Source organism: Ruegeria sp. AH7 (genome assembly GCF_056541325.1).
In genome coordinates this window covers 410,395-434,814 of the sequence record NZ_JBQFYF010000001.1, presented here as the reverse complement: position 1 = coordinate 434,814, position 24,420 = coordinate 410,395, and the positions used below count along the sequence as shown (strand labels likewise).

Sequence of the window (24,420 nt, the reverse complement as noted above, 5' to 3'; positions counted from 1 at the left end):
ATCTGTGTCATGTTTAGTGATTTTCTGTCCCGGCTGACACAGCCCGCTCCCGACCCGCTTCCTGATGGTGACGCACGCCTGGCGCTGACCGCCCTGCTAGTGCGCATCGCACGATCCGACAATGACTATGCCGACTCCGAGATGGCGCGTATCGATAAGATATCGACCCAACGCTATGGTCTGTCTCCGTTCGAAGCAGCCGGACTGCGCGCACGTGCCGAAGATCTTGAGGCCGAGGCCCCCGATACCGTCCGCTTTACCCGCGCCATTAAGGAGGCCGTTGCCTACGAGGATCGGCTGGCCGTCGTGCAGGCCATGTGGTCGGTCGCCTTGGCGGATGGGCAGCGGACAGGTGAAGAAGATTCCCTGCTGCGCCTTGTGGTTAGCTTGCTGGGCGTTAGCGATGTGGATTCGGCGCTGGCCCGGCAAAAGGCTGCACAATCGTGACAGCGATGCTGGGCATGTATGACATGCCTGCCCTGGAGGCCGCCAATAATCGATTCTGGTCACTGATCCGCACCCATCTTGGATTTGGCCCGGCGCAACTGGATCGACATCGAGATGTTTGGAAGATCTGGCAAGACCCCGATCTTGTTTTCGCCCAGACCTGCGGCATGCCCTACCGCACCCGCCTTCATGGCCACGTTCAACTGGTCGGAACGCCAGACTATCGAATACCGGGGTGTCCGGCTGGTCACTATTGCTCGGTATTTGTGGCGCGATGCGACGATCCGCGTGACCTTGCCGACCTGGTGATGGGACGGTTCGCTTACAACGAGGCGCTGTCACAATCCGGTTGGGCTGCGCCGATCACACATCTGGACAATTTGGGTTTGAAACCCGCCGAACTTATCCAAACCGGCGGTCACGCCCTGTCCGCCCAGGCCGTTGCCGACCACGACGCAGATATTGCCGCTTTGGATGCGCTGACATGGGTGCTGTTGAAGGAGCATACGGATCTGGGCCAGTATCTGCGCGACGTTGCCCGCACATCGCCAACCCCTGCTCTGCCCTATATCACTTCGCAAACCCAGGACCCGGACCAGATTGCAGATGCCGTTCTTACGGCCATCGCCGCACTTTCTGAAGAAGACAAGCGCCTCCTTCACATCCGTGGGTTGATCAACATTCCCGCCGAAGAATATCTGGCCGTTCCCACGCCCCCTCCACCTGGAGCCTGATTGCACAGTCTCTACTCATTTTGACAATAACCTCTGGTCAATTCGGCAGATTCGATCCCTGATTCTGTGATTTGCGCATTGCATTGTGCCGGATTTTCCGTCCTATTAGCGCATCAATACCAGCAACAACGGGATCCTTCGTGTCAGACCCATCAGCCGTCATCGAGATCAAGAACCTTCACAAAAGCTTCGGCAATCTCGAGGTGCTCAAGGGTGTCGACATCACTGCAAGGCGCGGGGATGTGGTGTCGCTCATAGGATCATCCGGATCGGGAAAATCAACCCTGCTGCGTTGCTGCAACCTGCTGGAAGACAGCCAGCAAGGCGAGATCCTATTCAAAGGCGAACCCGTACAATGGGCTGGCAAAGGTCATGGCCGCCACCCCGCGGACCCCAAGCAGGTTCTGCGCATTCGGACTAACCTGTCTATGGTGTTCCAACAATTCAACCTTTGGGCACATATGACCATCTTGCAGAATGTAATGGAGGCTCCGGTCACCGTTTTGGGCCGTGACAAGGCCGAAGTGGAAGACAGCGCCCGCAGGTATCTTGATAAGGTTGGCATTGGCGACAAATGCGACGTCTACCCCGCGCAACTGTCTGGTGGTCAGCAACAGCGCGCCGCCATAGCGCGTGGATTGTGCATGGAGCCCGAAGCGCTATTGTTTGACGAGCCGACCTCGGCCCTGGATCCCGAGCTGGAACAGGAAGTGATCAAAGTGATCAAGGACCTGGCCGCAGAAGGCCGGACCATGATCATCGTGACCCATGACATGCAGATGGCCGCCGATATCTCAAGCCATGTCGTATTCCTGCATCAAGGACTGATCGAAGAAGAAGGCACGCCCGAAGACATCTTTACCGCCCCTGAGTCTAAGCGACTTCAGGGTTTTCTGTCCGCTACCAAAGCGGCATAATTTCAAAGAACAGAACCAAACTGGGGAGTAACCAATGAAAAACCTAATTCTGACCACTGCAGCGCTGGCTTTGACCGCCGGGATGGCCATGGCCGACACCGTGCGCATGGGCACCGAGGGCGCCTACCCTCCGTATAACTTCATCAACGATGCCGGTGAGATCGACGGGTTCGAGCGGGACGTAGGTGACGAGCTGTGCAAACGCGCCGGGCTGGAATGCGAGTGGGTTAAGAACGACTGGGATTCGATCATCCCGAACCTGGTATCGGGTAACTACGACACCATCATCGCGGGCATGTCGATCACCGACGAACGTGATGAAGTCATCGATTTCACACAGGACTATTATCCGCCAACCGCGTCGGCCTATGTCGCGACCTCTGACGCAGCCGATGTCACCGGTGGTGTTGTTGCTGCGCAAACCGCTACCATTCAGGCGGGCCACGTCGCCGAAACCGGCGCGACTCTGGTTGAATTCGCGACCCCGGAAGAAACCATCGCAGCCGTCCGCAACGGCGAAGCCGATGCTGTTCTGGCCGACCGCGACTATCTGGTGCCGCTGGTCGAAGAATCGGGCGGTGAGCTGGTCTTTGTCGGCGATCCGGTTCCGCTGGGCGGTGGCGTCGGCATGGGCCTGCGTGAAAGCGACGGTGAATTGCGCGGCAAGTTCGACGAAGCCATCACGTCGATGAAAGCTGACGGCACGCTTAACGAGATGCTGATCAAGTGGTTCGGTGAAGGCACCGCCACATACGGCGCTGACGGTTCGGTCGTCACCAACTGATACTGACCTGTCCCGGCCCGGCGTCCTTGCGCCGGGCCCGTTCCGGCCTTGCCGGACCAGACGTTCGAAAGACGCCTTATGTTCTCCTACTGCGCTGATCCTGACACGCTGGGCACGTTCCGCTGGTTCTCGTGCTATCTGACCAATGGCGTCCACTGGTCGTTCTACCTATCTTTCATCAAGGTTCTGGCCCTGCTGGCCGTGACTGCGCCCGTCGCGCTCGGCTTTGGCTTTGCAGGCGCGATGGCCGCACGGTCGCACTTTCTGCCTCTCAGTTGGCTGGGCAAGGCTTATATCGCGATTGTACGCGGCGTGCCCGACATTGCCTTTTTCCTGTTCTTCGTCATCGCTCTGGATCAGGGGTTTGAATGGATCCGCCACAAGATCCTCTGCCCGGACTGGACCGATCCGATCCGTCAGGGCAACGATTTTCTGGTGTGTCAGGCCGCCAAGCTGCCGCTTGGGACTTCGCCAGAATGGGTGCACGAGACCTACGGCTTTTTCCTTGCAGTGATTACATTCTCTATCGTGTTCGGCGCTTTCGCTGCCAATGTCCTGTTCGGTGGAATGCGCGCCGTGCCACATGCGCAGCTGGAAACGGCCGAGGCCTATGGCATGACCCGCAGCCAGACCTTTTGGCGCATCCTTGTGCCGCAAATGTGGGTTTACGCCCTGCCCGGCCTGTCAAACCTTTGGATGGTTCTGATCAAGGCCACGCCGCTGCTGTTCTTACTGGGAGTCGAAGACATCGTCTATTGGGCCCGCGAACTGGGTGGCACCAAGACATCGCGCTTCACCGACTACCCTCATGGCGACTGGCGCATGTGGTACTTTCTGGCCCTGCTGGTCTTTTATCTTGGCATGACCCGTGTGTCCGAGATCGGGCTGGAGAAACTGATGCGCCGCTTGTCGCATGGTCAGGCCACTTCGGGCGGAGAGCTTCTGCGCAAGGAGACCACGGCATGAGCTGCTTGCAAACTATTCAAGATTACGGCCTGCGGTCTCTGGGCTATGGCGAACGGCTTCTACCCAAAACTGACTTTACCCTGTGCGAGCACTTCACCCTGATCGGTTCAGGCATGATCTGGAATATCTATTTCGGCATCATGGCAATGGTCACGGGGTTCTTTCTGGCCACCGCACTGGCGGTTGGAAAAGCATCGCCCAACAAATGGCTGCGCAAACCGTCCGAGTGGTTCATCTTTCTGTTCAGGGGCTCACCGCTCTTCATCCAATTCTTCTTTGCCTATTTCTTCTTCCTGTCGCTCAAGAAACCCTATCCGATGTTCGACGCGTTCACCTCGGCCTGGCTGGGGGCGCTGATCGTACTGTTCCTGAACACCTCCGCCTATTCGGGTGAGATCTTCTATGGAGCGCTACGCTCGATCCCCAAGGGCGATCTTGAGGCTGCAGATGCCTATGGCATGTCGGGCTGGGCGCGGTTCCGCCGCATCGTCTGGCCGACCATGTTGCGGTTGGCCTGGCCCTCCTACACAAACGAAGCGATCTTTGTATTCCAGTCCACAACACTGGTCTTTTTCTCGGCCTTTCCGGCTTGGCAGCAGCGCGGAGACGCCTTGTACTATGCCAGCTACTTTGCTGACAAAACCTTCAACCCGTTTGTGCCCTACCCAATTTTGGCCTTTTATTTCATCTTGTTGACCCTTGTCATCGTGTGGGTTTTTGGACTGGTGAACAAGCGCCTGAACCGTCATCTGCCCGTCGCAAGACAAAGCAAGATGAAATTCAGACTGAACCTCGCGCGCTGATCCCGCGCGCGAGTTCAGCAGATCAAACAGGTTTGATCACGCCACAATTGCGCATCTATTCGCTTGCTATATTGAGGATTTGGTACCGCCTCCCTGGCTTGAACAGGGGACCTCTGGATCCACAATCCAGCGCTCTAACCAACTGAGCTAAGGCGGCACTCGTGAAGGGCGATGTACCGAACGCGTCCGGGGATTGCAAGAGGATTAAAGCTGAATTTTCCAGCTTTGTTCGACAAGATCGACCCCAAAAGAATGCACCTGTTTGCTACCCATAAGCTGCCATCCATTGGCCCGATACAGCGCACAGGCCGCGCGGTGGCTTTCGTGGGTCCATAGCTGCATTTGCTGGTATCCGGCCTGCTTGGCAAAGCCCATACAGGTCTCCAGAAGTCGCTTGCCCAACCCCAGCCCGCGCGCATCGGGCACCAGCAGGAACAGCCTCAGTTTCGCGGTCTGTGCGTCCAGCCTGACACAGAAGATACTGCCCAGCCTTTCACCTGCGCGCTCAGCGATCCAACCGCGTTCGCAGGATGGATCATGGTCCGCAATGAACTCTCGAAGGATGCTTGCCACCAACGGAGCAAAACTGTCATCGAACCCTTCATCACGTGCATAAAGCGTGCCGTGCCGTTCGACAAGCCAGGGCGCATCATCGGCCTGAAACGATCTGAGAACCACATCTTCCATACCCTATCTGACCGCAAAGGCGGCTTGATTCTCAACCCTTTGCGCGCTAGCACAAACGCTCAGTCCCGGAGGCGAGTATGGGTATCAACACCGAACGCGACATTCAGGCCAACCTTCAGATCGGACCAACCGATCAGGGTATGGTGCGTCTGTTCATCGAGGCTGATGGCCTCGAGGTTCCGATGGATTTCGACCCGGAAGAGGCTGAGGAAATCGCCGAAGAAATTCGCGCCGCAGCGCAAGCCGCCCGTGCCGTCAGTGACTGAGCTTTTCTAAAGTCGCGGATCACGCAGTGTGTGCAGACGCCGTGCCGCATCGGTTGCAAATTTCTGGATCATCTTCTTACGCCGTGCCGGGGCCAGTTTGTCCTCGGGCGCCATTCGAATGATCTCGGCATCATAGGCGTCGGCAATGATCAGGCCGGTTTCCTGCGGCAGTAACTCGGTCGGGAAATCGGTATCGACGGCCCAAAAGAATCGATCACACCACTCCAGATATCCCTGCCATTTCGCGTCTGACTGATAATCCGCGCGGCTGGATTTGCATTCGATCACCCAGAGCTCACCTTTGGGGCCCAGCCCCATAACATCGACCCGCAAACCACGGGCTGGCACGAATTCTTCAACAGAAACAAACCCATGTGCGGTAAGGTGCCGCGCGACACCACGTGCGAGTTTCTGTCCGGGTTGTAAATCCAAGGTCATGAGAAAAATGTGAACAATCAGTGAACAAATGTAAAGCACAGATCCAGGCTTGACATGATACCTTTTGGTATTCAATTAATATGATACCGGAAGGTACTATTTATGAGGCTACCATGGAGAACTCAACTCAAAACGCGTTTCGTGCGCTGGCCGATCCAACCCGTCGAGACATTGTAAAATTGCTGGCGTCTGAAGACATGACAATCGGTCAGCTGACCGACCGGTTCGACATGACCCGGGCCGCCGTCAAGAAGCATCTGACCGTTCTGTCCGATGGCGGGCTGATCACAGTGGAAGCCCGCGGTCGGGAACGCATCAACCGAATAGAACCACAGGGCATGGCGCCTGTTTTGGATTGGTTCAGCTATTTTGACCAGTTCTGGAATGATCGCCTTAGCTCTCTTAAAGAAGTGATTGAAAGGAAAGACAAATGAGTAATTCTGTGTTGCAAAAATCTATTTTCCTGCGGGCCGAACCGGACACAGTCTGGGCCTATCTGACCGAACCCGAGCGGCTTGCCGAATGGTTTCACAAACCCGAACGAAAACTGGCCAAAGGCCAGAAGCTGGAGATGTTCGGAACCACCAGTGGCGATCTGCTGATCTGGGGTGAAGTCCGGGAAGCGCGCGCGCCAGAATATCTGGAATACACGTTCACCGTCAAACCTATGGGTGATGCTGTCAGCGTAGTCAAATGGACGTTAACACCCGTTGCGGGCGGCACACGGCTAAGCCTGCTACATGAAGGCCTGCCCCAAACCGCCGAGGCCTTTGGCCTGATCCTGGCGCTGGACAATGGCTGGGACGACCATTTCGGCAAGATGCGCACCGCCCTGCACGAGCCGGTCGACGCCTGATCTGTCGACAAACCCCTTGTACGAACCCGCCCGACGCCCTAACTAAGCGCTTGGCGGGTTCTGCCCTTCTTGTGACTGGTAGCATTCTGGTGGCCTTAAGCAATTCCGAGGGGGCTGGCTCTGTTCAGGTCCTGGCCTGATTACCTGGCGCCCACCTGTACATACAGGTCCTCGGGAATCAAACCGCACGGTTGACTGGTGGTCCCGCCGCTTCCCCAAATTGGTTCAAAGTATCACCAACGTCGGTCTCTGTGCGCCTGGATGTCATGCAGATCAAATAAGTCCGCCTGATAATCCAACTCTTCCAAACGCAATGCTGGCGCAGTAGACAGGCCTTCCAGTTGAACCTAAGCGCCCATTCCCTGGCTCCTAGGAACATTCATGCAAACTGGTTCAAAGCTATCCTTCGATGAGAGAAAACAATTCGATTGGTTCAGCAAGGCCGCGAACTTCGTGAAACCCACAAGGCAAAAACAGATCAGGCGACGCGCTAGCAATCGCTGATGTTACCAGCACTCTATGGCCGATGGATTTGGTTAGACCCTCTATGCGACTGGCGACGTTCACTGCGCCCCCGAGAACCGTAAAATCAAGTCTTCCAGGACTGCCGATATTGCCATAGCTGACTTGCCCAACATTGATCCCAATCCCAACATCCAAAGACGGCTTTTGCGCCTCATCGCGCCGATGGTTGAGCGTCGTCAAACCGGCCAATACACTTTGCGCGGCATGCGCAGCCTTTCGGCACCGGTCGGCGTGATCAGTCGGAGATGCGATGGTGAAGATCGAGAGAATCCCGTCACCCATAAACTTTAGAACATCGCCGCCGTTCTCTTCTACAGATTGCACAACCAAATCGAAGTAACCGCTCAGCGCGTCAAAGACATCTACCTCGGGTGCGGCTTCTGAAAGGGCCGTGAAACCCCGCAAATCAGAAAACATGACGACTGCATCAACTGTCGTACGTTCACCCCGCTTGATCCGTCCATTCCACACCGCATCAGAGGGTCCATCACCAAGATAAGTTCGTAGCAGTCCCTTGGCTGACTTGCGCATTGTGACAGGTTCCAAAGCGGAAGACAGAGCAGGCAGAGCTGCCTCAATCAATTCCAGATGGCGCGGTGAAAAACCATCGGGGTCCTGCGTAACAAATGTACAGCCATGCAGAGACCCATCGCCATAGTACATCAGGGTGGCATAGTAGTCTGTGCCACCCAACTCAGCGAATTCAAGATACGATGAATGCTCAGTCTTTGGATCAAGTTGTCGCAGGCTTTTGTGAAGCGGTTTTCTGTGCACGAGAATGTATTCAAATGAGCTGCCGACATACCCTTCTGTCAACATCGTTTCATGAGTCACGTCGTAGCTGTCGGTCCCGTCAGGGGTCCAAACAATCCCCCATGCAATGAGTAACGGATTGGCGAAACGCTGACCGATATTGACTCGCCAGAGCGGAACGCCTTCCTCGATCAAAGATGAGCAGAAATGAGAAACTACTTTCACGGGGTCGCCAGAGCGGCGTCCTTCGGTAATCATCCAGTCGGTTAGCTGTGCTACTGAGGCCATGTCCTCAAATTAGTCGCTTGGGCAAGATGATCAAAGCTCCTTACTTTTCGCAGATTATTCAAAGCGCGATATTGAAGGAGTATGTTCAGACCAAAGCCCCAGATACGCCATTCTGAATATCCGCGATAGGCTAAGATGAACCGCATACAGACGTGACAGTGGCTGCATCTGCTTTGAAGCAGCAACTGTCAATTTAGGTGCAACCATCTCGCGATATGCCAGAAAGCCTATGAGAGGCTCGGGGTGATACAGCCTCGCATCAAAATTAGCGTGAAACAGGCGCCTCTTGCTTGATCGCAACGGGTTTCAAGTCTTGTAAGACCGGTGTGCCCCTGCGCGGACCTTTGGGTTTTTCGGCCATGCTCATGATCTTGTAGCCAAACTGAACCCCGGCAAAGACGATCCCATTCATGAACCAGATCATCAGCAACGCGATCAGGCCGACATCCGAGCCGATCATCAGGCTGCGCAGATTGGCTACGTTGAAGACCAGCAACACCCCGACAAACACCGCCGAGATGACAAATCCCCAGACAACTTGCGTGATGTAGAGACGGATCAATTTAGGCATGGCAGACCTCCTTCCTCCTTGCGCTATTGACGAGAGTCTAGCGCCTGTAAGGCTGCGGTAAAGGCGTCAGAACGCCTCGGGCTGGGCCTCGCGTGCCATGTGGTCCAGCACGGCGTTGACGAATTTCGGCTCTTTGCCTTCGGGGAAGAAGGCGCGCGCGACATCGACGAATTCGGTGATAACCACCTTGGGCGGCGTGTCGCTTTGGGTCAGCTCGGCCCCGGCGGCGCGGAACAGCGCCCGCAGGGTCGGATCGATGCGCGAGATCGGCCATTTGGCGACCAGCGCACGGTCGGTCATCTGGTCAATCGGAGCCTGATAGTTCACCGCATTGTCCACCAGCGAGCGGAAGACGCTGATATCGCCATCCAGCATCTCGTCCCCTTCATAGACAGCGCCAAACCGGTGATCCAGAAACTCATTCACGACCGTTTCGGTCGTCTGCCCCGATTGCTCCATCTGGAACAGCGCCTGCACGGCATAAAGCCGGGCGGCGGATTTCATCAGGCGTTTCTGGTTGGCCGGTTTCGGCGCATCTGTGTGGGTCATACTGTCGTGGATCCGTTGCTGTCGCCCGCCACAAGGATGGACTCGGACGGCGGCTTGAAGCCCACGCCCTTTTTGGAAGAGCCCCACTTACGGCCGAGTGCGATCAGATGCAAGGCCGCAGCAGCCGCTCCGCCGCCTTTGTTCATCTTTTCGGGGTTGGCGCGGACTTCGGCCTGTTCGTTGTTTTCAACCGTCAGGATACCGTTGCCGATCAGCAGGCCTTGAAGACCCATCAACTGAATGGCGCGGCTGGAGTCGTTGCAGACGGTTTCATAATGCGTGGTCTCGCCCCGAATGACACAACCCAGTGCAACATAACCATCGAAATTGCACTGGCGATCAGCCATGGCGATGGCGGTTGGTATTTCCAGCGCGCCGGGAACCTCGACAACTTCGAAAGTGCCACCTGCCGCTTCGATTTCAGCCTTAGCACCTGCGATCAGATTGTCGGCAATGGCGCGATAGAACGGGGCCGCCACGATCAGCAGTTTCACCGGCTTGTCAAATTTGGGTGTCGGCAGGATGCCATGTTCGTCTTGAGCAGCCATGATCAGTCTTCCTTCAGGATCGAGCGGGTGCCGACGATGGACAAGCCAAACGCGTCGAGCCCCAAATACACGGTTTCAGGTGAGTCCGTCAGTAGAACCAATTCCTGAACGCCCAGCTTGGACAGGATCTGAGAACCGAGACCCGTTTGCTTGATGGTGCGCGGGCCTTCATCTTCGACCGCATAGAGCGAATTGCGCGGCTGGCGGAACAGGCAGACGACCCCCCGACCCTCTTCCGCGATCTTCTCCATCGCGCGCGGCAATTCGCGCGAAGATTTGGGTCCGAGGCCCAGAATATCCGGTGCTTCATGCAGGGCGTGAGTACGGGTCAGAACGGGCTCTGGCGTGGTGATGTTACCCTTGATCATTACGACATGCTCTATGCCATGAAGCTGATCGGTGAACAGGCGCATTTCCCATTCGCCACCATATTCCGACGTGACGGTCTCGCGTGAGGTTTCGACCACCAGATTATCATTGCGCGACCGATACGCGATCAGATCACTGATGGTGCCGATCTTCATGTCATGCTCTTGCGCGAATTCGACCAGATCCGGCAGACGCGCCATGGTTCCATCAGCCTTCATGATCTCACAGATCACACCCGATGGGTTCAGCCCCGCTAGACGCGAGATATCCACGGCAGCCTCGGTATGGCCCGCGCGCACCAGCACCCCGCCGCGCTTGGCCCGCAGCGGGAAGATGTGGCCGGGGGTGGCAATATGGGCCATCGTATTCTGTTCGTTGATCGCGGTGGCCACGGTCAGCGCCCTGTCTGCGGCAGAGATACCTGTCGAAACCCCCTCGCGCGCTTCAATCGAGACGGTGAAAGCGGTTTCGTGACGCGATGAATTGTTTACCGCCATCATCGGCAGGCCCAGATTGTCGATCCGTTCAGCCGTCATCGGCAGACAGACCAGCCCGCGCCCATGGGTGGCCATAAAGTTGATCGCGTCGGCATCGGCGAATTCAGCGGCAATCACCAAATCGCCTTCGTTTTCGCGATCCTCGTGATCGACCAGAATATACATCCGGCCTTTGCGCGCCTCTTCGATGATCTCTTCAATCGGGCTGATCGCGTCGCGCAGCTGGGCCTCGACCGGGCCCGGGGTTTCAAAGCTCATGGGGCAGCCTTTCACAAGAGCATTTCTGCAACGCGGGATAGACCACACCGCGCCCAAAGGCCAGAGCGCAAACGGCGTGCGCGGGTCAGGACGCGACGTATATTTGCCTCAGGACATCTCGGCCAAGCGCGCAACATAGCGGGCCAGCGTGTCGATCTCAAGGTTGACCTGATCCCCAACGGCGACATCACCCCAGGTGGTCACTTCTTTGGTATGGGGGATAAAGTTGATGCCAAAATCGCACCCTTTGACATCGTTCACCGTCAAGGATGTGCCGTTCAGCGCAACCGACCCTTTGGGGGCAATGAAACGGGCCAAGTCCTTTGGCGCACGCAGTGTCACGCGCGTGCTATCACCCTCATCCTGAACTGCAACGACTTCGGCGACACCATCCACATGACCCGAAACGATATGCCCGCCCAATTCGTCGCCAACCTTCAGGGCGCGTTCCAGATTGACACGTTTGCCGGGTGTCCAACTGTCCAGATTTGTTTTCGACACCGTCTCGGCACTGACTTGCACGTCATACCAGTCATCGCCCAGCGCAATCACTGTCAGGCAGACACCGTCGCTGGCAATCGAAGCACCGATATCAATGCCATCGGTCTCATAGGCTGTCTGAATGCGCGCGCGCAGATCACCTTGCTGCTCTAACTCGGTAACTGTGCCGATATCCGTGACGATCCCCGTAAACATTCTGTTAACCCTCGATCCCTAACCTGATCCCGACTTCTCTGGCTGAGGTACGACCTTCATCGCACGCGGGCAAGGACCGGCAGCGAAATTAAGGCATAAATGAGTAAAAAACTGAGACAATCAGGCATAGTTTCGCCCAGAAGATTGGATAATATGACGAGGATGACCCACTCCGCCACCCCATCAAGCGATCGCGTCTTTCTGTTCCTACAGGGGCCACATGGCCCATTCTTCAGCGCGCTGGGGCGTATGCTGCAAGAGGCCGGCGCGCAGGTCTGGCGGGTCGGGTTCAATGCCGGAGATCGGGCGTTCTGGTCTGACACATCCACCTATATTCCGTTTCGCGACAAGCCAGAGCTTTGGCCCGAAACGCTTATCGATCTGATCATCCGCAAGGACGTAACCGATATCGTTCTGTACGGTGACACACGCCCGGTTCATGCCCGTGCTGTTGAAATCGCGCGATCCCGCGGCATAACGATCCATGTCTTCGAGGAAGGGTATCTGCGGCCCTGGTGGGTGACTTATGAGCGTTGGGGGTCCAACGGAAACTCCCAACTGATGTCACTGGATGTCACGGATATGCATCAGGCGCTCGAGCAGTCTGATGCGGCATCACCGCCTCCACCGTCACATTGGGGAGATATGCGCCAGCACATCTTTTATGGCGCGTTATACCATTGGTTCGTTCTGTTCATGAACCGCCGCTACCGCAACTTCCGCCCGCATCGCGATCTTTCGGTCGCCAAGGAATTCAAACTGTATTTCAAGCGCTTGGCCCTGATGCCGTTTCACCGGCTCCAGCGCGGCTGGTCCACATTACGGGTACGCCGCGGCGCGTTCCCTTATCATCTGGTACTGCTTCAACTGGGTCACGACAGCTCGGTCCAATCGCATTCCGACTACAACAGCATGAGCGCGTTTCTGGAACAGATGGTCGAAGGTTTCGCCAAGGGCGCACCGGGCCATCACCGCTTGGTGATCAAGGAACACCCGCTAGAAAACCACCGCGAACCGCTACGCCGTCGGGTTCGCGACCTTTGCCGCGAATATGGGATCGAAGGGCGCGTTCACTATGTGCCCGGTGGCAAACTTGCTAAGTTGCTGGATGAGGCGAACTCGGCCGTCACCATCAATTCAACCGCAGGTCAGCAGGTACTGTGGCGGGGCATTCCGCTGCGGATTTTCGGCAGATCAGTGTACGATAAGCCCGAATTTGTCTCTCAGCAGCCGATTGATGAGTTTTTTGCCGAACCCGAAATGCCGGATGCAAAAGCCTATCGCATCTACCGTCAGTTCCTTCTTGAAACCAGCCAAGTTCCCGGCGGATTTTATTCGCGAAGGGGACGCCGGCAATTGCTGCGACGCGTGGCAGATATGGTCCTGCGTGCCCATGATCCTTATCAGGCGGTGTTGAAAAACAACGAGGCACGCACGCCACAGTTGCGACTTGTCGAGTGAAATAAGGCATCCTCTGCTGGATGTTGCTGCCCAATCGGGGTAGTTTGCCCCCAACAAAAAAGAAGTTTGAGGATCTGAGGCAGTGCAGCGCTTTTCTACCCGAGCACGACGGGGAGTTACCCTTTTGGCTCTTTGCGGCCTTCTTGCCGCGTGCCAACTTCCCAAATCCGGACCGAATAAATCAGAGATTTTGGCCGGATCGGTCGAAAATGGTGGTAACGCCTTCGTGGTCGAAGTGGATGACCGCGTCACCAAAGCCACGTCCAGCATCCCGCAATTTGGGTTTTCCTCATCCTTCCGCAGCGCATCGAGTGTTGCGGCAGATACCGTGCGCCCCGGTGACGTTCTGGGCCTGACGGTTTGGGAAAACGTGGATGATGGCTTGCTGTCGGGCGAAACCGGTGCCGCCACCGCCTTGGAAGAGGTTCAGGTCGACAGTGACGGGTTCATTTTCGTCCCTTATGCCGGGCGCTTGCGCGCGGCAGGCAATACGCCAGAACAACTGCGTGTGCTGATTACAAACGAGCTGAAAGAACAGACCCCTGATCCACAAGTCGAAGTGCGGCGCGTTGCCGGTGACGGTTCGACGGTTTCGCTGACTGGCACAATCGGCGCGCCCGGTATTTACCCGATCGAACGTCCGACTCGCACCTTGCTGGGTATGTTGTCCCAGGCGGGGGGGGTAGCTGTTGGATCGGACATCGCACTGGTGACTCTGATCCGAGGAGACCAGAAAGGTACTGTTTGGTACGAAGACCTGTTCAAAAACCCCAATCTCGATGTCGCCCTGCGCGGTGGTGACCGCATCCTGGTTGAGGCTGACAGCCGCTCTTACATCGCGCTGGGTGCGACGGGCGGACAATCGCGGATTGCGTTTGACAGTCAGGATCTATCGGCGCTGGAAGCGCTGGCGCAGGTGGGTGGTTTGCAAGGTCTCTCCTCGGATCCGACAGGGATTTTCATCCTTCGGAAAGAAGGTCAGGACATCGCCCGCAGCGTAACAGGTCGTGCGGGTTTGCAAGGGGATCAGCGCATGATCTACTTGCTGAATCTGACCGCGCCCAACGGTCTGTTCATTGCCCGCGACTTTGTCATCCGCGATGATGACACGATCTATGTAACCGAAGCCCCCTATGCGCAGTGGAGCAAGTCAATCTCGCTTATCGCGGGTGGTCTGACCCCGGTCGCAAACGTTGCTACACTGACCGGGAACTAACCCGTGTATCCAGAAACGGACACCGCAGCCGGGGCAAATCGCACCCGGCTGTTTGTGTATAATGGGGGGTTTCTGACCAACCGTCGCATACGGCGCATCCTGTCGCTTGCCGACTATGACATTCGCCTGGGCCTGCCCAAACAGGGCGATACCGTTGGGGTCTGGGGCGACAGCCCAACCGCCCATCGCGGCCTGAGCATAGCTGAAAAATACGGCACCCCGATCCTGAGGGTCGAAGACGCGTTTCTACGTTCTCTCCATCCCGGGCGCGCGGGCGAGGCACCTTTGGGGTTGCTACTGGATCAAACCGGCCTGCATTTCGACCCGTCCACCCCATCGGACCTTGAAACGCTACTGGCGACCCACCCGCTGGACGATACAGCGCTATTGAACCGCGCACGCGGTGCTATTGCGCGGATCAAAGACCTACAGCTCAGCAAGTACTCGGCTTTTGACACTGACATCACACCGCCTGATCCTGGATATGTTCTGGTCGTTGATCAAACACAGGGTGACGCCGCCGTTACGGCCAGCGGGGGCGACTATGCCAGGTTCCGCGAAATGCTGGTGATCGCGCAGGAGGAAAATCCGGGCGCGCGCATCCTGATCAAAGCACATCCTGAGACCCAAGCGGGCTACCGCCCGGGGTACTTCAGTGATCAGGATCTCTCTGACCGCATCTCATTCTTGCGCGATCCGACTAGCCCTTGGCCTCTGTTAGACGGTGCGGTCGCCGTCTACACGCTCTCCTCGCAACTGGGATTCGAAGCAATTCTGGCGGGTCATAAACCCCGGGTTTTTGGGCAACCCTTTTATGCCGGTTGGGGTTTGACCCAAGATGAAGTGCCGATCCCGCGCCGATCCCGGAACCTAACGCGCGCGCAACTATTTGCAGCAGCCATGCTGCTGTATCCCTCATGGTACGATCCCTATCGGGATGGGTTGTGTGAGCTGGAAACCGTTCTCGACACGCTGGAGGCCACGACCCGCGCCTGGCGTCAGGATCGGCTTGGCTGGACAGCTTCGGGTATGCGGCTGTGGAAGCGCAAACATCTGCAGCAAATGTTTGGCAGACATCGCAAGGTTCAATTCAAAACCACTATGCCGACGGCCCCCGATCAGCCGCATATGGTCTGGGCCAGTCAATCGCGAGATGCCGAAGGGGTCATTCGTGTCGAAGACGGATTTCTGCGTTCACGCGGGTTGGGTGCAGAGCTGATCCCTCCCCTGTCGCTGGTGACCGATGATCTGGGAATTTACTATGACCCCACGCGCCCGAGCCGTTTGGAAGAACTGATTTCCGAACGCGAGACATTGCGTCCAGATCAGGAACTGCGAGCAGAGCATTTGGTGGCGCAGTTGCTCTCGGGTGGTCTCAGCAAATACAACATCGGACAACCAGCTCCGACCTTGCCCGAGGGGCGTCGCATTCTGGTGCCTGGGCAGGTGGAGGATGACGCCTCAATCCTGTTGGGCACCAGCAACATTCGCACCAATCTTGAACTGCTGCGCGCCGCGAGGGAGGCGAACCCGGACGCCGTTTTAGTTTATAAACCCCACCCGGACGTTCAGGCGGGGCTGCGAGAGGGCAAGATTGAGGCTGAAGGTCTGGCCGATCTGGTTCTGGATGATTGCGATCCGGCCTCGCTGCTGCCGCATGTGCAAGAGGTCTGGACCATGACCTCGCTGCTGGGGTTCGAGGCCCTGCTCCGTGGCGTCAAGGTCACGACATTGGGTGCACCTTTTTATGCCGGATGGGGTCTGACTCATGATCTTGGTACGGTCCCGGCGCGTAGGGGCGCACGGCCATCGCTGATGGGCTTGGTTCACGCAACGCTGATAGACTATCCGCGCTATATGGACCCGCTGACAGGGCAACCCTGCCCCGTCGAAGTCGCGGTTGAGCGTCTGGCGGATGGCGTACCAGCAGCAACAGGACCGCTGAACCGCCTTCTGTCAAAACTGCAGGGTGTTTTTGCCACGCATGCGCGCTTATGGCGCTAAGTCACTGTGTGGATCGTCGCCAGCGGTGCAGGATATCCGGACCAATCGTGCGTGTTTCGATCAGTTCAAACCGTGGTGCGGCCTCAAGTGTCTCAAGACCCAATCGGCCGACCGCAGCAAGCCCTTCGGCGCCAATGGTCAGACCAGCGGTGAAACCGACCAGTTCATCCACCATGTCCGCCTCAAGCAGTGATGCGGCAAGGGCCGCACCGCCTTCGCAGAACACCCGCGTTAGACCGGCCTGACCCAATTGCAGCAACAGATCGGTTGCATCGATATGGTGATCCCGCAGCGCGCAAGGGATCAGACGGGCGCCCAGCCCTTCCCACGTGCGAGCGCGATCCGGATCGGGGCTCGGACCATGGCATATCCAGACGGGAATATCCTTAGCCGTGCGTGCCAATTGGCCCATCAGAGGTAAATCCAGATGGCGCGATACGACAATCCGTGCGGGCTGATGTAAGACGCCCAAATCCCGCACTGTCAGCGAGGGGTCATCCGCACGCGCCGTTCCTGCGCCAACCATCACCGCATCATGGCGCGCGCGCATTGCGTGCACAGCGCGGCGGGCGGTTGGGCCTGTGATCCACTGGCTATGGCCGGTTTGCGTTGCAATCCGCCCATCGAAACTGCTGGCCAGTTTCAGGGTGACAAAGGGACGGCTCTGTTCCGTTTTCAGAAAAAAACCGGCCAGCTCCTGCGCGGCCTGATCGGCCAAAACACCTGTATCGACCTCGATCCCGGCCTCACGCAGCATCGCGAAACCCTGCCCTGACACACGCGGGTCGCTGTCCTCAAGCGCGGCCACGACGCGCGACACCCCGGCCTCGATCAAAGCGGTCGCGCAGGGGGGGGTTTTGCCATGATGGGAACAAGGTTCCAGCGTTACATAGGCCGTGGCGCCTTTGGCGGCCGATCCGGCCTGCGCCAATGCAACAGGTTCGGCGTGGGGACGCCCGCCCGGTTGGGTCCAGCCCCGCCCAACAATGCGCCCTTCGCGCACGATAACGCACCCGACAGCCGGGTTGGGCCAACACGACCCTTGACCACGCTGCCCCAATGACAGGGCCAGCGCCATAAATCGCTTATCTGTTTCGCTCACTCGTCCGTCGGAGGTTGCGGCGGGCGCAACTCGTGGACAAACTCCTCGAAATCATCGGCCGCCTGGAAATTCTTGTACACGCTTGCAAAGCGAACATAGGCAACGGTGTCGATCCGCGCCAGAGCTTCCATGACGATCTCGCCGATTTTGTTGGACGGAATATCGGTGTCGCCCATGCTTTCCAGCCGGCGCACGATGCCCGAGATCATCTGATCGATCCGTTCGGGATCAACGGGCCGTTTCTGCATCGAGATACGGATCGAACGCTCCAGCTTGTCGCGGTCGAAATCTTCGCGTTTTCCGTTGGTCTTGATCACAACCAGATCGCGCAGTTGCACGCGTTCGTAGGTGGTAAACCGGCCCCCGCAGGCCGGGCAAAACCGGCGTCGACGGATCGCGACGTGATCCTCTGCCGGGCGTGAATCTTTCACCTGAGTGTCGATATTTCCGCAAAACGGGCAGCGCATCCGCCGTCTCCTCGTCCCTTGTTCGGCCTCTTTTGTAAGCACTTCGGCTTACTTATCCACAACTATAGGGCAGCCGCTAGGATTTGGGTAGTCGGAATTTTCAACCCCTAGATAAAGGGTTACCCAAGATGCGCTGCGATCGAGCGACGATGTGGTGCAGAGCGGTGTTCGAAGAGATAAATCCCCTGCCATGTCCCAAGAGACATGCGACCCGCCGAGACAGGGATCGACAGTGAGACGGGCATAAGCGTGGATTTGATATGCGCGGGCATATCATCCGGCCCTTCATAGGTATGGCGCAGATACGACATCGCCGGATGATCCGATGGCGGCACCAGCCTTTCAAAGAAAGCCTTCAGATCGGTCTGAACCTCCGGGTCGGCGTTTTCCTGTATCAGCAGTGAACATGAAGTATGGCGCACGAACAGCGTCAGAACGCCATCCCTCAAAGATGGGCCAAGCCAGCGATGCACGTTGTCGGTGAATTCATAGAGGCCTGCCCCTTGAGTTTGCATCGTGAATTCAGTCTGCATCGAAACTGGCTTAGACCTTATTATCTAAAGAACGGGCGGATATCGCATTTCGCATTTGCCCCTTGGACGGACATGCTGGAGCCTATGGCAAAGCTTGATAAGACAAAGCTGGGTTGTACTGGGGTCTCTGATGGCTCTTTGATTGTAAACTGTACCGCTGTTCTGCGTCCGGTGGTGACGCTGGGGCCATAGCCACGCAGAACATAAATGCGGTCTTGCCAGCCCAAGCCCAGCTTTCGACGCGCAAAATCTGCCGCCGCGCACCAATAGCCATCTGTGAATTGTTGAGCGCGCGGTATGACTTCGAAATCGGTGCTGTTGATCGGCTCGGTCCGATACCCGTTCGGCGCCGCACTTGTCTCAGCCGCCAAGCCAAGGGTTGCAGCCACCGACAGTGCAAACAAGATCGTCTGTTTCATCGTTTTATCTTTTCGTTGTTGCCTATGGGCTTAAGATAGGCCCCGGTGGACCAATAGCTGCTGGGTTCACGATCAATTTAGTCGATTTCATCTGCGTCGTGAACAGGCGTCAGCCAGCCGTGATATCGGATTAGCAGCCCAAGAAATGGGGCCTCAGCGGACACATCAAAGACGTACCTTCCCCGATCATCCTGCATCTCGAACGTCGACGAGCGCGGCAAAAGAATGGTCGGTATAGGCAGCCCCAACAGAGTCAAACGTTGGATGTCGATCTGTAACTTGTCCTCTACAATCACGGGTTTCAGCCAGATGGACACAAGCCCGAGCCTCTCTCGCACGCAACCCATCTTGGGGTCATAGCACAAGCGAGAGCGCGTGACATGGCCCGCAAAATCGCGAATCCAAAGCCAATGTTGGCCATCACGTACCACCGCCACTCGAACCGGCACGTCACGCCCGGTTCGAGGAAACCCGGCAACGTTCAGCAAAATGCTCACTAAACGCCCCTGTCCCCGCTGGACATCGCAGCGCCCCTCATGAACGCCCGGGTAGCTGTGCAAGGTCTGCACTGCTTGCGGCAGGTCTGATTGCGGCGGCAAAGCCTGAAGAAACGGGTCCATTCGCGTCAGAACCCCTGCGCCGCAAAACGTGACCGAACCTCTGCATCCGGAACCATGCAACTGTCCGTCCGTCCAAAGATCGCATAGCGATCGCGCGCGATGGCGTGATAGAGCGGGTCTTTGACGAAGCGCGGCAAGTAACGGCAGAACGACAGGGCGCTCCAAGGGCCAGGCAACTGCGCCATTGCCGCAGCAAACGCATCCAGGCGCTGATGTACCTTCTGGTTCACGATCACCAGATTGGTCTCGAAATCCTGTGTCGGCAGATCAAGCTGTCGGTACAGCCTTTGCCCCAAAGGTGATTGCGCCGTCGCAAACTGAAACACATGCGCCCGGTCATGCCGCAGCATGAACCGAAAGAAACTGGAACACAAAACGCATTCCCCATCGAAGATGATCAGGTTTCCAGCATCCCATTCATTTGAAATTTCAGAGCCTTGCATAGGATGGTTTCTCTCAGTCGAACCGCGCAAGGTAACGGTGTCATGCATCCTGGTGGTGGGCAATGCGACATGAAAGAAAACCGGACGTTTCCGCTCGGACGCATCTGACGGATAAAGAAAAAAGGCGCCGTGTGCCCGGCGCCTTTGACCTTATTGATCCAGGAATGATCGCAGTTTTCGGGACCGGCTGGGATGTTTCAGTTTCCGCAGCGCCTTCGCCTCAATCTGACGGATACGTTCGCGCGTTACGCTGAACTGCTGGCCCACCTCTTCCAGTGTGTGGTCCGTGTTCATCCCGATGCCAAAGCGCATCCGCAGAACGCGCTCTTCACGCGGAGTGAGCGAGGCCAGAACCCGAGTGGTCGTTTCCTTGAGGTTTTCCTGAATGGCGCTGTCCAGCGGCAGCACGGCATTCTTGTCTTCGATGAAATCGCCCAGTTGGCTGTCTTCCTCGTCGCCGATGGGTGTTTCTAGGCTGATCGGCTCCTTGGCGATTTTCATCACCTTGCGGACCTTCTCCAGCGGCATCTGCAGCTTTTCGGCCAATTCTTCGGGCGTCGGTTCGCGACCGATCTCGTGCAGCATCTGGCGACCGGTCCGAACCAGCTTGTTGATCGTCTCGATCATGTGCACCGGAATACGGATGGTCCGGGCCTGGTCTGCGATCGAGCGAGTGATCGCCTGACGGATCCACCAGGTCGCATAGGTCGAGAACTTGTAGCCTCGGCGGTATTCGAACTTGTCCACCGCCTTCATCAGGCCGATGTTGCCTTCTTGAATAAGATCAAGGAATTGCAGGCCGCGGTTCGTGTACTTTTTGGCAATCGAGATGACCAAACGCAGGTTGGCTTCGACCATTTCCTTCTTGGCCTGCCGCGCCTCTTTCTCGCCTTTCTGAACCTGCTGCACGATGCGGCGGAATTCAGAGATATCGAGACCGACATACTGACCGACCTGAGCCATATCGTTGCGCAGTTCTTCAACCTTGTCAGTCGAGCGTTCGATGAACATCTGCCAACCCCGACCCGGCTTTTCGGCCATATCGGTCAGCCAATTCGGATCCAGTTCACGCCCACGATAGGCGTCGATGAACTCACGACGGTTGATCCGGGCCTGGTCGGCCAGTTTCACCATCGAGCTGTCTAGCGACATGACGCGGCGGTTGATGCCGTAAAGCTGGTCAATCAGCGCCTCGATCCGGTTGTTGTGCAGGTGAAGACCATTCACCAGCTCAACAATCTCGGCGCGCAGCTTCTGATAGGTCTCTTCGTCCTTTTCACTGAACGTGCCATCTTCGTTCAGAGTGGCCGAAATCCGGCTATCCTGCATCTCACTCAGCTGAGCGAAATCGGTAGAAATCCGCTCTAATGTGGTCAGAACCTGATCCTTCAGCGCGGCTTCCATCGCGGCCAGCGACATGTTGGCCTGGTCGTCTTCGTCATCGTCATCGTCACTGGCGATGGGGTTGCCATCCGCATCCAGTTCCGGGCCCGTATCTTCTTTTGGCTTGGAAGCCTGTACCGCAGAGGTATCAACGACGGGTTCCTCAACATCGCCGTCCTCGTCCATCTGGTTGCCAAAGGTGGTTTCCAGATCGATAACATCGCGCAGCAAAATGTCTTCGGACAGAAGCTCGTCATGCCAGATTGTGATCGCCTGGAAGGTCAGCGGGCTTTCGCAAAGCCCTGCGATCATCGTGTTTCGACCTGCCTCGATCCGCTTGGCGATCGCAATCTCGCCCTCGCGGCTCAGCAACTCGACACTGCCCATTTCGCGCAGGTACATGCGTACGGGGTCGTCGGTTCGGTCCAGTTTTTCGGTGGCGGCACCGGCCAGCGCGACCTCACGGTTGCTTTCCGTGGTGGTTAATTCGGTCGAGCCTTTGTTCTCTTCTTCTTCGGCCTCTTCATCTTCGATGATATTAATGCCCATCTCGGACAGCATCGACATAACGTCTTCGATCTGTTCCGAGCTGACCTGATCAGGCGGCAGAACCTGATTGAGCTGGTCGTAGGTGATGTAACCTTTCTCGCGGGCCTCGGCGATCATCTTCTTGACCTGGGCCTGGCTCATGTCCAGCGAGATTTCCTGCTCCTGCTCGTCGGATTTGCGGTCTTCGTTCGTATCCTTGGCGGCCATTCAATGCTCCTGCAGGGATGGGTGATTCGTTGGAACCGAATCATTAGCGCGTGAAACTGATTCGGCCACCCGTTTACCTGTTTTTCTTTTCCAGTGCTTTATGAAAACATCACTTTAGCGACGTTTCCGCTCGAAATTGATCTTGGCTAGGGAATCAGCAAAACCATCTCGTTCGGTTTTCTTCAAACGAGCACCGTTGTGTGCAACATCGTAAACGGCCTTGTCCTCGTTTTGACTTCGTGTTGCGCGATTAAGTTCTTCTGCTGCCTGACCAAGTCTGAAAGTCAGTGTTTCGTCTGGAGTGGCTGCGATCTCTTCTTGACCTTCTACAACCTCTTCCTCACGCCCCCGGAGCGCTTTGATCTTTGCGAGTTCCTCGGCCAGAGTCATCTGGGCCTTTTCGACGTCGCCTGGTTTGAACACACAGGGGATCACAGCGACATGGCGAAGGCCCAGAAGGTTTTCAAGGGGCTCGGGCCCCAAAGTTTCGACGATGTGGTCTTTCAGGTTGTCCGGGTCGTTGATTGCATGGCGCAGAATGGCCTGGCGCAGCGCCGCGTGATCCGGGTCATGGCACTCCATGTCTTCCAGCTGCGTTTCAAACTGAACCACGACCTGTGGATTTAGAACAGCGATCGCTAGTATCGCCGCTTCGCGCAGGTGTATATCGGCATTGTCAGAGGACGCAAGGAATGATGATCTTGCACCCGCTGACGCAGGCTGTTTCGGCGGTTGCCATTTGCCGCGCGGTTGCCAGGTCCGGCTTTGCGTCTGACGCTGTGGGCGGAACAATTGCCAGCGGAGGTCCTTGATTTCCTGCCCGTAGTGAGAGCGGATCGAAGGGTCGCGGATCAGCTTGATCTTGTCGCGCAGCACCTTGTCCAGTGCCGCCTTACGCTCAGGACTGTCGAACACTTTGCCTTCGGTCTCACGTTGCCACAGCAGCTTGACCATCGGGATGGCCCCGTCCAGCACCTTTTGCACGGCCCCTGCCCCCTCGGCGCGCAGCAAATCGTCGGGATCTTTGCCCTCGGGCATCAGCGCAAAGCGCAGGGATTTCCCGGCCTCCAACAAAGGAAGGGCCAAATCAATTGCCCGCATCGCGGCACGCAGGCCCGCCGTATCCCCATCCAACGCGATGATCGGTTCGTCGGAAATGCGCCAGAGAAGCTGCAATTGATATTCGGTTATCGCGGTTCCCAGCGGAGCCACAGACGCGCCGAACCCGACCTCAGCCAGCGCAATCACATCCATGTAGCCTTCGGCCACAATCAAAGACTGCCCCTTGCCCGCTGCCTGCCGCGCAGAGCCGTGGTTGTAGAGGCTGCGACCTTTGTCGAACAACGCAGTCTCGGGTGAGTTCAAATACTTCGCATTGTCATTCGGATCCATCGCCCGCCCGCCAAAAGCGATACACCGCCCTCGCGGATCGCGGATCGGGTACATGATACGATTTCGGAATGTATCATAGGGTTTTTTGCCCTTGTTCGACGGCTTGGCGAGCCCGGAGTCCAGGATCAAGTCCTCGGCTACGTTCTTTCCCCGCAGGTGATCCCACAGCGCTTGCCAGCCGTCAGGGGCAAACCCAATCTCCCACCGGTCCAACGCTTGCGGATCCAGCCCGCGACCGGACAAGTAATCGCGTGCCGCGCCACCTGCTCCGGTCTTCAGCTGTAAACGGAAGAACTGCACCGCCTGTTCCATCACCTCGGCCAGTTCTGCGCGGCGATCCTGCTTTTCCTGCGCTTTTGGATCGCGCTCGGGCATGGGCATCCCGGCCTCTTGCGCCAGTATTTCAACCGCTTCGATGAAGGATACGTTTTCAGTCTCCCTTACAAAGGTGATGGCGTCACCTTTGGCATGACAACCAAAGCAGTAGTAGTACCCCTTCTGATCATCCACATGGAATGAGGCCGTTTTTTCATGATGGAACGGGCATGGCGCCCACATATCCCCTTTGCCCTGATTGGACTTGCGCTGATCCCACATGACCTTGCGCCCGACGACCTGAGACAGGCTGAGCCGGGTGCGTAATTCATCCAGAAATCCGGGGGGCAAAGACAT

Annotated in this window: 28 protein-coding genes and 1 tRNA gene; 12 read left to right on the top strand and 17 right to left on the bottom strand. The window is 57.1% G+C overall.

The window, feature by feature from the left end; all coding sequences use genetic code 11:
* Nucleotides 1-9: 9 nt before the first annotated feature.
* From ACR0JX_RS02220 to ACR0JX_RS02195, 6 genes are all read left to right on the top strand, one after another.
* On the top strand, nucleotides 10-447 hold the full coding sequence (locus ACR0JX_RS02220) for a tellurite resistance TerB family protein (protein ID WP_480541005.1): 438 nt from the start codon (nucleotides 10-12) through the stop codon (nucleotides 445-447).
* Nucleotides 448-452: 5 nt separating this feature from the next.
* Nucleotides 453-1,181, top strand: a complete 729-nt coding sequence (locus ACR0JX_RS02215; RefSeq protein WP_480541742.1) for a phosphate/phosphite/phosphonate ABC transporter substrate-binding protein — start codon at nucleotides 453-455, stop codon at nucleotides 1,179-1,181.
* A gap of 140 nt (nucleotides 1,182-1,321) precedes the next feature.
* Complete coding sequence (locus ACR0JX_RS02210) at nucleotides 1,322-2,098, top strand: ABC transporter ATP-binding protein (RefSeq protein ID WP_480541003.1); 777 nt, start codon at nucleotides 1,322-1,324, stop codon at nucleotides 2,096-2,098.
* A 34-nt stretch (nucleotides 2,099-2,132) separates the two neighbouring features.
* Nucleotides 2,133-2,882 carry a transporter substrate-binding domain-containing protein gene (locus ACR0JX_RS02205; RefSeq protein ID WP_170532516.1) on the top strand — a complete coding sequence of 250 codons (750 nt, stop codon included), beginning with the start codon at nucleotides 2,133-2,135 and terminating at the stop codon, nucleotides 2,880-2,882.
* 78 nt (nucleotides 2,883-2,960) lie between these two features.
* Nucleotides 2,961-3,848, top strand: coding sequence for an ABC transporter permease subunit (locus ACR0JX_RS02200; protein WP_170532514.1), 888 nt, complete (start codon nucleotides 2,961-2,963; stop codon nucleotides 3,846-3,848).
* Nucleotides 3,845-4,651 (top strand): ABC transporter permease, encoded by an 807-nt coding sequence (locus tag ACR0JX_RS02195; protein ID WP_480541001.1) that lies wholly within the window; start codon nucleotides 3,845-3,847, stop codon nucleotides 4,649-4,651. Before ACR0JX_RS02200 ends, ACR0JX_RS02195 begins: the two co-directional genes overlap by 4 nt.
* Nucleotides 4,652-4,731: 80 nt before the next feature.
* Here ACR0JX_RS02195 and ACR0JX_RS02190 read toward each other — a convergent pair.
* Both ACR0JX_RS02190 and ACR0JX_RS02185 read right to left on the bottom strand, forming a co-directional pair.
* A tRNA-His gene (locus ACR0JX_RS02190) sits at nucleotides 4,732-4,808 on the bottom strand.
* A 47-nt stretch (nucleotides 4,809-4,855) separates the two neighbouring features.
* Entirely contained in the window at nucleotides 4,856-5,338 is a 483-nt protein-coding gene (locus tag ACR0JX_RS02185; RefSeq protein ID WP_480540999.1) for an N-acetyltransferase family protein, read from the bottom strand.
* A 77-nt stretch (nucleotides 5,339-5,415) separates the two neighbouring features.
* Here ACR0JX_RS02185 and ACR0JX_RS02180 point away from each other — a divergent pair, with 77 nt between their 5' ends.
* On the top strand, nucleotides 5,416-5,604 hold the full coding sequence (locus ACR0JX_RS02180) for a DUF6324 family protein (protein WP_480540997.1): 189 nt from the start codon (nucleotides 5,416-5,418) through the stop codon (nucleotides 5,602-5,604).
* Nucleotides 5,605-5,610: 6 nt separating this feature from the next.
* Here ACR0JX_RS02180 and ACR0JX_RS02175 read toward each other — a convergent pair whose 3' ends face one another.
* A complete protein-coding gene (locus ACR0JX_RS02175; RefSeq protein WP_480540995.1) occupies nucleotides 5,611-6,042 on the bottom strand; it encodes an MmcB family DNA repair protein in 432 nt (143 codons plus the stop codon).
* Nucleotides 6,043-6,155: 113 nt separating this feature from the next.
* Between ACR0JX_RS02175 and ACR0JX_RS02170 the strand changes: the two genes are divergently transcribed.
* Nucleotides 6,156-6,476, top strand: a complete 321-nt coding sequence (locus tag ACR0JX_RS02170) for an ArsR/SmtB family transcription factor (RefSeq protein ID WP_480540993.1) — start codon at nucleotides 6,156-6,158, stop codon at nucleotides 6,474-6,476.
* On the top strand, nucleotides 6,473-6,898 hold the full coding sequence (locus ACR0JX_RS02165; RefSeq protein WP_480540991.1) for an SRPBCC family protein: 426 nt from the start codon (nucleotides 6,473-6,475) through the stop codon (nucleotides 6,896-6,898). The genes ACR0JX_RS02170 and ACR0JX_RS02165 overlap by 4 nt, the downstream gene beginning before the upstream one ends.
* A gap of 399 nt (nucleotides 6,899-7,297) precedes the next feature.
* On the opposite strand, the gene ACR0JX_RS02160 is transcribed toward ACR0JX_RS02165, so the two are convergent.
* The 6 genes from ACR0JX_RS02160 to ACR0JX_RS02135 all read right to left on the bottom strand — a co-directional run bounded on the left by ACR0JX_RS02160 (nucleotide 7,298) and on the right by ACR0JX_RS02135 (nucleotide 11,952).
* On the bottom strand, nucleotides 7,298-8,464 hold the full coding sequence (locus ACR0JX_RS02160; RefSeq protein WP_480540989.1) for an adenylate/guanylate cyclase domain-containing protein: 1,167 nt from the start codon (nucleotides 8,462-8,464) through the stop codon (nucleotides 7,298-7,300).
* 265 nt (nucleotides 8,465-8,729) lie between these two features.
* Nucleotides 8,730-9,035, bottom strand: coding sequence for a hypothetical protein (locus ACR0JX_RS02155; RefSeq protein WP_480540987.1), 306 nt, complete (start codon nucleotides 9,033-9,035; stop codon nucleotides 8,730-8,732).
* A gap of 66 nt (nucleotides 9,036-9,101) precedes the next feature.
* Nucleotides 9,102-9,584, bottom strand: a complete 483-nt coding sequence (gene nusB, locus ACR0JX_RS02150; RefSeq protein WP_480540985.1) for a transcription antitermination factor NusB — start codon at nucleotides 9,582-9,584, stop codon at nucleotides 9,102-9,104.
* Nucleotides 9,581-10,132, bottom strand: a complete 552-nt coding sequence (locus ACR0JX_RS02145; RefSeq protein WP_480540983.1) for a 6,7-dimethyl-8-ribityllumazine synthase — start codon at nucleotides 10,130-10,132, stop codon at nucleotides 9,581-9,583. Before ACR0JX_RS02145 ends, nusB begins: the two co-directional genes overlap by 4 nt.
* 2 nt (nucleotides 10,133-10,134) lie before the next feature.
* Nucleotides 10,135-11,256: a 3,4-dihydroxy-2-butanone-4-phosphate synthase gene (ribB, locus tag ACR0JX_RS02140; RefSeq protein WP_480540981.1), complete on the bottom strand. Its 1,122-nt coding sequence runs from the start codon at nucleotides 11,254-11,256 to the stop codon at nucleotides 10,135-10,137.
* A gap of 108 nt (nucleotides 11,257-11,364) precedes the next feature.
* Nucleotides 11,365-11,952 carry a riboflavin synthase gene (locus tag ACR0JX_RS02135; RefSeq protein ID WP_480540979.1) on the bottom strand — a complete coding sequence of 196 codons (588 nt, stop codon included), beginning with the start codon at nucleotides 11,950-11,952 and terminating at the stop codon, nucleotides 11,365-11,367.
* A gap of 162 nt (nucleotides 11,953-12,114) precedes the next feature.
* On the opposite strand from ACR0JX_RS02135, the gene ACR0JX_RS02130 reads away from it, so the two are divergent.
* The 3 genes from ACR0JX_RS02130 to ACR0JX_RS02120 all read left to right on the top strand — a co-directional run bounded on the left by ACR0JX_RS02130 (nucleotide 12,115) and on the right by ACR0JX_RS02120 (nucleotide 16,633).
* Complete coding sequence (locus tag ACR0JX_RS02130) at nucleotides 12,115-13,413, top strand: capsule biosynthesis protein (RefSeq protein ID WP_480541740.1); 1,299 nt, start codon at nucleotides 12,115-12,117, stop codon at nucleotides 13,411-13,413.
* A gap of 82 nt (nucleotides 13,414-13,495) precedes the next feature.
* Entirely contained in the window at nucleotides 13,496-14,629 is a 1,134-nt protein-coding gene (locus ACR0JX_RS02125) for a polysaccharide biosynthesis/export family protein (protein WP_480540977.1), read from the top strand.
* A gap of 3 nt (nucleotides 14,630-14,632) precedes the next feature.
* Nucleotides 14,633-16,633 (top strand): capsular polysaccharide biosynthesis protein, encoded by a 2,001-nt coding sequence (locus ACR0JX_RS02120; RefSeq protein ID WP_480540975.1) that lies wholly within the window; start codon nucleotides 14,633-14,635, stop codon nucleotides 16,631-16,633.
* Nucleotide 16,634: 1 nt separating this feature from the next.
* Here the strand turns inward: ACR0JX_RS02120 and ribD are convergent, their stop codons facing one another.
* The 8 genes from ribD to dnaG all read right to left on the bottom strand — a co-directional run bounded on the left by ribD (nucleotide 16,635) and on the right by dnaG (nucleotide 24,420).
* Nucleotides 16,635-17,735 (bottom strand): bifunctional diaminohydroxyphosphoribosylaminopyrimidine deaminase/5-amino-6-(5-phosphoribosylamino)uracil reductase RibD, encoded by a 1,101-nt coding sequence (gene ribD / locus ACR0JX_RS02115; protein WP_480540973.1) that lies wholly within the window; start codon nucleotides 17,733-17,735, stop codon nucleotides 16,635-16,637.
* Complete coding sequence (nrdR, locus tag ACR0JX_RS02110; RefSeq protein WP_050602693.1) at nucleotides 17,732-18,202, bottom strand: transcriptional regulator NrdR; 471 nt, start codon at nucleotides 18,200-18,202, stop codon at nucleotides 17,732-17,734. The genes ribD and nrdR overlap by 4 nt, the downstream gene beginning before the upstream one ends.
* 119 nt (nucleotides 18,203-18,321) lie before the next feature.
* Nucleotides 18,322-18,735: a secondary thiamine-phosphate synthase enzyme YjbQ gene (locus ACR0JX_RS02105; RefSeq protein ID WP_480540971.1), complete on the bottom strand. Its 414-nt coding sequence runs from the start codon at nucleotides 18,733-18,735 to the stop codon at nucleotides 18,322-18,324.
* A 20-nt stretch (nucleotides 18,736-18,755) separates the two neighbouring features.
* On the bottom strand, nucleotides 18,756-19,154 hold the full coding sequence (locus tag ACR0JX_RS02100; RefSeq protein ID WP_480540969.1) for a hypothetical protein: 399 nt from the start codon (nucleotides 19,152-19,154) through the stop codon (nucleotides 18,756-18,758).
* Nucleotides 19,155-19,231: 77 nt separating this feature from the next.
* Complete coding sequence (locus ACR0JX_RS02095) at nucleotides 19,232-19,774, bottom strand: DUF4166 domain-containing protein (RefSeq protein ID WP_480540968.1); 543 nt, start codon at nucleotides 19,772-19,774, stop codon at nucleotides 19,232-19,234.
* A gap of 5 nt (nucleotides 19,775-19,779) precedes the next feature.
* On the bottom strand, nucleotides 19,780-20,217 hold the full coding sequence (locus ACR0JX_RS02090; RefSeq protein ID WP_480540966.1) for a thiol-disulfide oxidoreductase DCC family protein: 438 nt from the start codon (nucleotides 20,215-20,217) through the stop codon (nucleotides 19,780-19,782).
* 150 nt (nucleotides 20,218-20,367) lie between these two features.
* Nucleotides 20,368-22,356, bottom strand: coding sequence for an RNA polymerase sigma factor RpoD (rpoD, locus tag ACR0JX_RS02085; protein WP_170532473.1), 1,989 nt, complete (start codon nucleotides 22,354-22,356; stop codon nucleotides 20,368-20,370).
* 114 nt (nucleotides 22,357-22,470) lie between these two features.
* The gene (gene dnaG, locus ACR0JX_RS02080; RefSeq protein WP_480540964.1) at nucleotides 22,471-24,420 is read right to left on the bottom strand and encodes a DNA primase; all 1,950 of its coding nucleotides are present in this window, start codon (nucleotides 24,418-24,420) and stop codon (nucleotides 22,471-22,473) included.